The sequence below is a fragment of the Rhodococcus sp. MEB032 genome, assembly GCF_030208925.1.
Classification (GTDB): domain Bacteria; phylum Actinomycetota; class Actinomycetes; order Mycobacteriales; family Mycobacteriaceae; genus Rhodococcus_F; species Rhodococcus_F qingshengii.
In genome coordinates this window covers 155,933-165,268 of record NZ_JARVSY010000055.1, presented here as the reverse complement: position 1 = coordinate 165,268, position 9,336 = coordinate 155,933, and the positions used below count along the sequence as shown (strand labels likewise).

Here is a 9,336-nt window from a genome sequence, read left to right as displayed (position 1 = left end):
GCGCCGATGGTACTGCACTCGACAGGGTGTGGGAGAGTAGGACACCGCCGAACACAATGTAGAGAAGCCCCCCAACCAGTACTGGTTGGGGGGCTTTCTCGTACCCAAAACACCCCGAAACATCCCGTCGCCGGCACCCTCTGATCGAGTGAACGGTACGTTCGTCGCCTCAGATCGACCGAACGTACCGTTCACACCATCAGGGGCGGGAGCACAGTGGGCTCACCACCGCGTCCGGGATCGAGTGAACGACACGCTCACCCTCTTAGGCGAGGGGAACGGTACGTTCACCATCAGGGCAGGAATTGGGCGAGGAAGATGCCGCCGCCGACGCACGTAGCGACTTGTTAGCCAAGGTATAGATTGTGAACCGTCTCATAAGTCCGAAGTACTCTCCGATTTTGTGCCTTCGTCCCTAGCACTTTGGCCTAGGCTGAGTCTCATGGTGGGGTTGAGCAGCTCGAGGGTGTCGCATTTGCGACTCGTTCCGACGGAACCTGAAGAACTGCAAAGGTTTGTACAAGAAGCTGGCGGAGGGCGTGGGGGCATTCAGATTGCGCGATCGTTGCGTTCGAAGAGACGCGCGGTACCGGCGCAATACGCGATACGCATCAGTGTCGACAATGTTTCCACTCAGATCTGGCGACGAATCCTCGTCGCGTCGGATCTGAATCTGGATGACCTGCATTCGGTGGTTCAACGGGCAATGGGGTGGAGTGACCGTCAATCGCACGCGTGGTCCAAGTCCGGCAGCCGATTTCCCGGCGAGGTCGAAGAGTACGTAGCTTCCGGGAGCAACGCCGAGCAGCGTCGGGCCGGCCGAGCGGCGATCGTAGAGTCCGCGGTACGCCTGGACGAGGTCATGGTCTCGCCTGGCGATGAAATCAGTTATCGCTACGGACGCTTCGGGAACTGGCGCCACACGCTGACACTTGAATCTTCCGAAGTACTGCCCGACGGGTTCCAAGTTGTGTGTGCCGCGGGTCGCGGTGCTTGTCCGCCGGAGGAATGTGTCGGACCTGACGAGTACGAGCAACTCCTCGGTGTTCTCGCTTCGGAGAAGCTGCGCTCCCATGAATGGACCCTCGAATGGCCACAAACTGAATTCGAGCCGACACGATTCGAGATCGCTGAGGTCAATAATCGACTGCATAGTCCTAGACCGGACGAGATCGCTGCGTCGTACGACATTGCAAAGCTCGTCGAATGCCTGGGACCCTCGCGAGTCCCGGAACTGCACGCGGTCCTCGCCCGAGCAGGCATTGACGATCAGTCGGCAATCGGGGAGTTGGTCCACGTCGAGGCGGGCCAACGCATTCAAGCGGTTCTGGCTCTGATCGGTGTCGAAGGGATCGGTGCCGATGATTTCTTCACGACGGTCGACGCGATGCTCGACGAACCTGAACTGGGACCTGTAAACCTTCCCCAAGGGCGATCACTCTTCGCAGTGCTCAAGAAGTTCGGCCTGGTGCGAAAGCACAAAGGGCAGATTGTTCTGACGAAGCGGGGACAGTCGGCAGAGCGGGACGCGTCAATGACGTGGTCGGTGATCGTCGAGGGAGTTCCGGTTGCGCCCGGCGGCTCGCAGAGAGCGGTGGAACTCCTCGTCCTCCTTGCCGTAGCCGCCGGCATGTCGCCGGCGGATCGTCATCGTTTCGTCGCGGGAGCGCTGGAGTCGATTCGGTCGTCGAGCATCCTGATGGCTGGAGCTCAGACTTCCAGACGTGACACGTCCGGGAGCACCGTAGAGGTGCTCGGATTGATCGGCGCTACGGGGTACGAGTTGGGGAAGTTCGGCAGCAAAGCGGACCCGCCCTGGGCTGTTCACCTCGCGAGGGCGATCCTGCGGCGTTAACTCGCGCGTCGACGCAGACAACCGAAACGGGGTTCGATCCGGCAATGCCGAATCGAACCCCGTTTCGTGTACCGATAGAGATCAGATGTTCACGCCGTAGTCGCGGGCGATTCCGGCTAGTCCCGATGCGTATCCCTGTCCGACTGCACGGAACTTCCATTCGCCATTGTGGCGGTAGAGCTCACCGAAAAGCATGGCTGTCTCGGTGGATGCATCTTCGGAGAGGTCGTAGCGTGCCAGTTCGGAGCCGTTCGACAGATCTACGACGCGGATGTAGGCGTTGGTGACCTGTCCGAAGGACTGGAGTCGCGCATCGGCGTCGTGAATCGAGACGGGGAAGAAGATGTTGGTGACGTTGGGCGGTACAGCCGGGAGGTCGACGTTGATGACCTCGTCGTCGCCGTCACCTTCACCGGTGAGGTTGTCGCCGGTGTGCTCGATGGATCCGTCGGGCGAGCGAAGGTTGTTGTAGAAGACGAAGTGAAGGTCGGAAAGGACCTTGCGTTCCGGGCCGGTGACCAACGCGCTGGCGTCGAGGTCGAAGTCGGCACCACTGGTGCTGCGTGCATCCCAGCCGAGACCGACTGCGACCTTGGTCAGATTGGGTGCGGCCTTCGACAGAGATACGTTGCCGCCCTTGGCAAGTGTGACGCCCATTCAGGTTCCTCTCGTTCGAACGAAGTGGATTTCTTCGTTCGGGAGTTCTGTGTTGTCCGTTCGCGACTCACATTACCGTGAGCGGGTAGGTGCGGTTCGACCGAATAGGCACCTCACTCGAACAGCGCGCGAAGATCCTCGGCGTCGAGTCCGGTGCCCAGTGTGCCTTCGGCGTCCATGACATTCGAGAACAATGCCGACTTCTTGGCTTTGAGCGCCATGACCTTCTCTTCGATGGTGTCTTTGGCAATGAGGCGGTAGACCATGACGTTTCGTGTCTGCCCGATGCGGTGAGTACGGTCGACCGCTTGTGCCTCGGCGGCCGGGTTCCACCAGGGGTCGAGAATGAAGCAGTAGTCGGCCTCGGTGAGATTGAGGCCGAAGCCACCAGCCTTGAGGCTGATCAGGAAGACGGGGACTGCACCAGACTTGAACTCCTCCAACACTTCACCGCGATTGCGCGTCGAACCGTCGAGATAGCTGTACGGGATTCTTTCCTCGTCGAGTCGGTTGCGGACAGAACCGAGGAACCCGGTGAATTGGCTGAAGATCAACGCACGGTGTCCGCCGGCAATGACGTCGTCCAATTGCTCGACGAGAGCGTCGACCTTGGCCGATGGGACGGGTCCGCTTTCCTCGTCGACCAGCGAGACGTCGAGACTGAGTTGGCGTAGCAGCGTCAGCGATTGCAGGATCGTGAATCGGTTCTTGTCGACGTCGTCGAGCAGTCCGAGAATCTTCTGCCGTTCGCGTTGCAGGTGGGTGTCGTATATCGCGCGATGGCTCGGATGCAACTCGATCTCGAGTACCTGCTCCTGCTTGGGCGGCAAGTCTGCAGCCACCTGTTCCTTGGTGCGCCGCACCATCAGCGGTTTGACGCGTCGTCGCAGTTGCGCCAATCGTTCTGCATTACCGTCTTTTTCGATGGGAGTGCGGTAGACGTCGGTGAAGGTCGTGGGGCTGGGAAACAGTCCTGGTGCAGTGATTGCGAGGAGCGACCACAACTCCATGAGATTGTTTTCCATGGGTGTACCGGTGATCGCGAGTTTGAACGGTGCGTTCACCGCCCTCGCGCACTGGTGGACCTTGGACTTGTGGTTCTTGGCGAATTGGGCTTCGTCGAGCACCAGTCCGGACCAGCGGCCGGCGGAATACGCATCGGTGTCGAGGCGAAAGAGAGCGTACGACGTCACGACGATATCCGCCCCGTCGACGAGTGTTGCCAGGTCGGTTCTTCTGCGCCGCAGAGTATCCGTGATGACAGCGGTGTGGAGGGTCGGTGCGAACTTCGCCACTTCGGACTTCCAGTTGGAGACCACGCTGGTGGGAGCGACGATCAGAAAGGGAGGCGCGGCTGGATTCGATTGCCTTGCAGCGCAGATCATTGCGAGGGTCTGCAGTGTCTTGCCCAGGCCCATGTCGTCGGCGAGTATGCCGCCCAGGCTGTGCTGGCGCAAGAAATTGAGCCAACGGAATCCGTCGACCTGATAGGGACGTAGCGTTGCCGTCAACGTGTCCGGGACTTCGACGGGATCGATGCCCGAACTGCCGAGCAATCCTGCGATCTGCTTCTTCCATGCTGCTGCTTGATGTTCGACTCTTCCGAGCGCCGTCAATTCTTCCCACAGTCCGGCCTGAAATTTGCTGATCCCGAGTTTGCCGGTAGGCCGATCGAGTAGCGACCGCGCTTCGGTGATGAGACGGTGCAGGCCGAGTAGTTCAGGTGCGTCGAGCCGAAAGAAGGCGCCGTCCGGTAGCAGTATGTGAGTCTCGCCCTTGCTCAGAGCAGAGAACAGTGTTGTGAACGGAACGCTTTGTCCCGCAACATCGACGGTGACATCGAGGTCGAACCAGTCGGATCCGCTGTCCCCGTCGGGGGCTGATGTGCTGAGGCCGATCACGACAGCGTCGTCTGCAGGCCGGTAGTCGGCAGGGGTTCCTGCAACCTTGAGGTCGATGGCGTCGTGCGCTTCGAGTTGGGGCAGGAGGTCGAGTGTGAACTGCATGGAATCGAGGCCGGTCAAAGTTCCCGCGAGAGTGGCCTTCGCCGCGGCCGCACCGAGGCTCTTGGCAATGGCATCTTCGGCAACGTGGTTGCGGATCTCGGACTCGTCGGTGGTTGTGTCTGCGGTAGAAATGATCAGTTCGTCGGCATCGACGGTGTACTTCCATGCCGATTCGATGTCGATGCGGTGGTTGTCCGCGTAAGTGGCCATCAGTTGTAGCCGAGGACCGGACACAGTCGGTGGGTTGTAAGCACCGTCGGAAGATATGACGGGAGCGAGGTTTCCGAGTTTGAACACGAACCGCGACGTGAATGCATCCCGATGCTCGGCGGGTATGTCGACCGATTTTCCGGAGTCGATCAACTGCCTCAATTGGTGAGTTATCGGCGTGTGCAGTGGTGCGAGAGTGATCGCGTTGGCGGCGTCGAGCGCGAAGACGCCATGTGCCGGCGTGCCGACCAGTCCCCAGTCGGAATGAGTCACGATGTGCCCATCGGTCTGAATTCGGGGAGTGAGACGGAGGTTGTTGTCTTCCGCTCCGTGGACGTCGAGGCAGATGTTGGCGTCGTAGAGTAGGGAGATGTTGCCGAGGCCGGCTTTCGAGTGAACGAGTGAAACTCCGACGCTGATGGCCTCACGAAGAAGCGACCAGAGTTGCGGGCTCGCGAACCCGGCAAGATCGATTTCCGCGGCATTTTGATTTCGGTAGTAGTTGCCGGCGCTGTGGAGGAGATGTATGTCGCGTAGAACCCGGAGGTGATCTGCGGGGAACTGAAAAGTGCTTCCGAGTTTGTTCCAGGCGAGTCCGCCGGAGATCCACCCTCTCGCTCCTGGTTGCACTGGTTTGACGAGGAGCCGTGTCGATGCGCCTTTGGTTCGCGCGATGAATTGAATGCCGAGTCCGGGAGTTGTGCGGCCGTCGGGGTCTGGTCGGAGCAACTCCTCGAGCGCGCGGTCCCATCCGAGTTGTCGTGGCGTCGTGTTCGCCTCGGCCACCGCTGCGAGTACCAACGCGACCACGTGTTTGCAGTTCATCCGCACGGGACACGTGCAGATGCCACGCGTGAACGTTGCTGTACCGGCCGCGCTGCGACTTAACGAAATCGTGCAGGTGTACGGCTCTCGCGCAGTTCCCGATACAGCGCCGGTCAAGGTGTCAGCGGTGTCGTTCCATCCGATGGATTCGACTGCATTCTGCCGCAGGTAGACAAGTCCGCGTTCGTAGGTGGTTGTGCCCACGACAGCGCGAATTCGGTCGAGGTCGAGGGCCCTGACTGAATCCGGTTGCACGGGGGCCAGCCTAGTAGCGGCGACCGACAGATCTTGTCGTGGTCGTTTGTCCAAGAAAGTCCGAACTGCACGGTATGTTCACGGAAACATCTTTGACTGGTTTGGGAGTTTCATGAGGACTGAGCGGCGTGCGTGGATTCGATCTGCGCGCACAGGTGCGGTGTGTTTGGCCGTCTGTGCACTTTCTTTGCAATTGGGCGGACTGTCGACGGCAGCGCCGAGTTCCGGAAGCTCGGGTAGTTCGGGAAGCTCGGGAAGTCTGGGCAGCGTCGAGGGAAGCGTGAGCTCGGGGTCGACGATCCCGGGACCACTTCAGGAGGATCCGGGCCCCAAACCGGACCTGCGCGACGACATCGTCGTCCCGGCCATCGTCGGCGAGAAGGTGACCGCACCACAGGCGATCAGGCTGACGGTGGCGTCGCCCGCACTTCGACGCGAGGTCGGCGTCGAGATTTTGTTACCCGCTGACAATTCGGTTCCGCGCCCAGCGCTGTACATGCTCGAGGGTGTCGACGCCGGAGAGAAAAGCAGCGGATGGATGACGATCGGCGGCGCCCCGGCGTTCTTCGCCGACAAGAACGTCAACGTCGTGATGCTCAATGGCGGAATCGCGAGCCTGTACTCGGACTGGGAGAATCCGGATCCGCGGCTGGGACTGCACAAGTGGGAAACCTTCATCACCGAGGAGTTGCCACCGCTGATCGACGCGCGACTCGAGACCAACGGAATCAACGCGATTGCCGGCAATTCCATGGGCGCGATGGGCGCAATGATGCTCGCCCAACGCTTTCCGGACATGTACCGCGGCGTTGCCGTGTTCAGCGGCTGCTATTCCACGATGGATCCGCTCGGCCGAACTGCCGTCCAGGCCACGATATCGTCTCGAAGTGGAGATCCGGCCAAGATCTGGGGTGTGCCAGGGGGCCCGGAGTGGGAGGCACACGATTCGTTGATCAACGCAGAGAAGTTGCGTGGCAAGGAAATCTACGTGTCGACGGCCAATGGTCGTCCCGGGTCCGACGAGACTCTGCAGACTCCTGAACTGCTCGAGCGTCTGGTGATCGGCGGCGGCATCGAGGTTGCCGCCCACGCCTGCACCAAGATGTTCGACGCTCGGTTGCAGGAGCTGAAGATTCCGGCGCAGGTGGATTACGAGCCGAACGGCACGCACGCGTGGGCGTATTGGCGTGAACGACTGCCGAAGGCGTGGCCGACTCTGTCCCGAGCATTGGGCGTCTGACGGTTCGACAACAGTGCTCGGGTTGTGGATGCACCACAACCCGAGCGTTGGATCACTCGCAGGCGATGCCGTCGTTGTCCCGGTCGAGATGCGGGGCGTATCCGTTCTGGCCCCGGTACAACGGAGCTGCGCCGGCATTACGAACGGCTGTGCAGTTCTGGTAGTACCGCGCTGGTGCGGGAGTGTTCTGCGGCGCCGGCTGGTTCTGGGGCGCTTGCGGAGCGGGCGGCGCCGGCGGTGCGAAGACCGGGGGAAGGAACGGCTGGACTGCGTCGGCAGAGCCAGTCGGAATCATGCGTGCGATCTCGATCGGTAGGAAATCGAAAACCGTGGATGCCTGAGCGGCGGGTGCGGCAACCAGAGTGATTGCGGCGCAACCTGCGACGCTGAATGCCAGACGGCGGAGCTTCATGTGACCTCGTGTTCAACTGGGCAGCCCTTCCACTTCTGAGGGCTGTGCCGGCTGAGCATACTGGTCATAACGACCAAATGGTTTATTTCGGTAAGGGTGAAATCTGGGGTGAAAAGCAGCGTCCCCGCACCGTATTGCTCAGGTGCGGGGACGCTGCTGTTGTCATCGAGGATTACGCGTCGACAAGTTCCTCGGCGAAGGGATCACCGTTGCGGGGAGCGTCGAAGCGCTCCTTGTCGAGGATTCCCTCACGCTTTGCGACGATGACCGGGACCAGTGCCTGGCCAGTGACGTTGACTGCGGTGCGGCCCATGTCGACGATCGGTTCGACTGCGAGGAGCAGTCCGACGCCGGCCAAGGGAAGACCCAGGGTGGAGAGTGTGAGTGTGAGCATGACTGTCGCACCCGTAGTTCCGGCCGTTGCTGCCGAGCCGATGACCGAAACGACGACGATCAGCAGGTAATCGGTGAAGGTCAGCGGAACGTCGTAGAAGCCGGCGACGAAGATTGCCGCGATCGCGGGATAGATTGCGGCGCAACCGTCCATCTTCGTGGTGGCACCGAGCGGAACGGCGAACGAGGCGTACTCACGCGGAACACCGAGGTTGCGTTCGGTGACGCGTTCGGTCAGCGGCAGGGTGCCGATCGACGAGCGCGAGACGAACCCGAGTTGAGTTGCGGGCCAGACACCGGAGAAGAAGCTTCGAACCGAGAGACCGTGTGCGGCAATCAGGATGGGGTAGACCACGAAGAAGACAATGGCCAGACCGATGTAGATGGCGGCGGTGAAGACGCCCAGCGAGCCGATTGCATCCCAGCCGTAGGTGGCGACAGCGTTGGCGATCAGCGCAGCGGTGCCGATCGGGGCGAGTCGGATGATCCACCACAGGACCTTCTGAACGATCGCGAGAAGCGATGCGTTGAACTCGAGGAACGGAGCAGCCTTGGGACCGATCTTGAGTGCAGCAATGCCGATTGCGCCGGCGATGACGAGCAGTTGCAGGACGTTGAAGCTCAGCGATGTAGTCGCCACGCCTTCGGCGACGGAAGTCTTTGCACCCAACCCCAGGAAGTTGTTCGGAACCAGTCCGGTGATGAACGCCCACCACGAGCCGGAACTCTTGGGTTCCTTCGCGGCTTCGGCGGCGACGTCGGTCCGTGAACCGGGATCGGTGATCAGGCCGACGATGATGCCGATGATCACAGCGATGAAAGCGGTGATCGCGAACCAGAGCAAGGTCTGCACAGCCAGACGAGCGGCGTTGGCGACCTGGCGCAGATTGGCGATGGAGCTGACAATGGCGGTGAACACCAGCGGGATCACCGCAACGGTGAGCAGCTTGACGTAACTCGAACCGATGGTCTGCACGGTGCCGACCAACCAGTTGACATTGCCGTCGGCCGCATCAGGCATTGCCCGGGCGACGAGACCGATGATGACACCGAGTACGAGACCGGCGACGATCTGCGGTCCGAATGCCGTCGCCCAGGACGGAAAACGGGACGTGGACTTTTCCGGCACGCCGGTGGAGGTGGAGCTGGGCATGACTATGCCTTTCGAAAATCAAGGGAGCGAAACGCAGCGCGGCACCAGAGGCCGGGCAGATTCGAAGAAATGTTTCCTGGTACGCGTCAGGTCAGAGCGAGCGCGTACACATTGCGCTCGCCTGCAGGCGAAGGTCGACGTAACGCCGACTGGTCAGGAACAACACTGTCCACACACTACTCGCAGCTTCAACTACTCGATCCCGAGGGTCGCCGCGGGAGTTCGCTTCGTGTTCGTCGGGTGTGCCCCGATCAGTCACTGTTGGTCGGTTGACTAGTCTCGACGATCAGTAGGTGCCGCACCGGCGCCTACGCGTCGGCAAGCGGAAGC

6 protein-coding genes are annotated in these 9,336 nt (G+C 61.0%); 2 read left to right on the top strand and 4 right to left on the bottom strand.

Annotated features, from left to right (window positions below):
* Positions 1 to 565 precede the first annotated feature (565 nt).
* Positions 566 to 1,855 carry an IS1096 element passenger TnpR family protein gene (locus QRN54_RS32905; protein WP_285184013.1) on the top strand — a complete coding sequence of 430 codons (1,290 nt, stop codon included), beginning with the start codon at positions 566 to 568 and terminating at the stop codon, positions 1,853 to 1,855.
* An 81-nt stretch (positions 1,856 to 1,936) separates the two neighbouring features.
* Here the strand turns inward: QRN54_RS32905 and QRN54_RS32900 are convergent, their stop codons facing one another.
* Positions 1,937 to 2,512 carry a TerD family protein gene (locus QRN54_RS32900; RefSeq protein WP_003940660.1) on the bottom strand — a complete coding sequence of 192 codons (576 nt, stop codon included), beginning with the start codon at positions 2,510 to 2,512 and terminating at the stop codon, positions 1,937 to 1,939.
* Positions 2,513 to 2,625: 113 nt separating this feature from the next.
* On the bottom strand, positions 2,626 to 5,808 hold the full coding sequence (locus QRN54_RS32895) for a DEAD/DEAH box helicase (protein ID WP_285184012.1): 3,183 nt from the start codon (positions 5,806 to 5,808) through the stop codon (positions 2,626 to 2,628).
* Positions 5,809 to 5,920: 112 nt separating this feature from the next.
* On the opposite strand from QRN54_RS32895, the gene QRN54_RS32890 reads away from it, so the two are divergent.
* Complete coding sequence (locus tag QRN54_RS32890; protein ID WP_285184011.1) at positions 5,921 to 7,048, top strand: alpha/beta hydrolase; 1,128 nt, start codon at positions 5,921 to 5,923, stop codon at positions 7,046 to 7,048.
* Positions 7,049 to 7,100: 52 nt separating this feature from the next.
* On the opposite strand, the gene QRN54_RS32885 is transcribed toward QRN54_RS32890, so the two are convergent.
* Positions 7,101 to 7,460 (bottom strand): excalibur calcium-binding domain-containing protein, encoded by a 360-nt coding sequence (locus tag QRN54_RS32885; protein ID WP_003940648.1) that lies wholly within the window; start codon positions 7,458 to 7,460, stop codon positions 7,101 to 7,103.
* Positions 7,461 to 7,632: 172 nt separating this feature from the next.
* Entirely contained in the window at positions 7,633 to 9,006 is a 1,374-nt protein-coding gene (locus tag QRN54_RS32880) for a dicarboxylate/amino acid:cation symporter (protein WP_003940669.1), read from the bottom strand.
* Positions 9,007 to 9,336: the final 330 nt, after the last annotated feature.

Excerpts from the sequence above, each read along its gene's own strand:
- QRN54_RS32900 (WP_003940660.1), bottom strand. The coding sequence starts at position 2,512 with ATGGGCGTCACACTTGCCAAGGGCGGCAACGTATCTCTGTCGAAGGCC.
- QRN54_RS32890 (WP_285184011.1), top strand. The coding sequence starts at position 5,921 with ATGAGGACTGAGCGGCGTGCGTGGATTCGATCTGCGCGCACAGGTGCG.
- QRN54_RS32885 (WP_003940648.1), bottom strand. The coding sequence starts at position 7,460 with ATGAAGCTCCGCCGTCTGGCATTCAGCGTCGCAGGTTGCGCCGCAATC.
- QRN54_RS32880 (WP_003940669.1), bottom strand. The coding sequence starts at position 9,006 with ATGCCCAGCTCCACCTCCACCGGCGTGCCGGAAAAGTCCACGTCCCGT.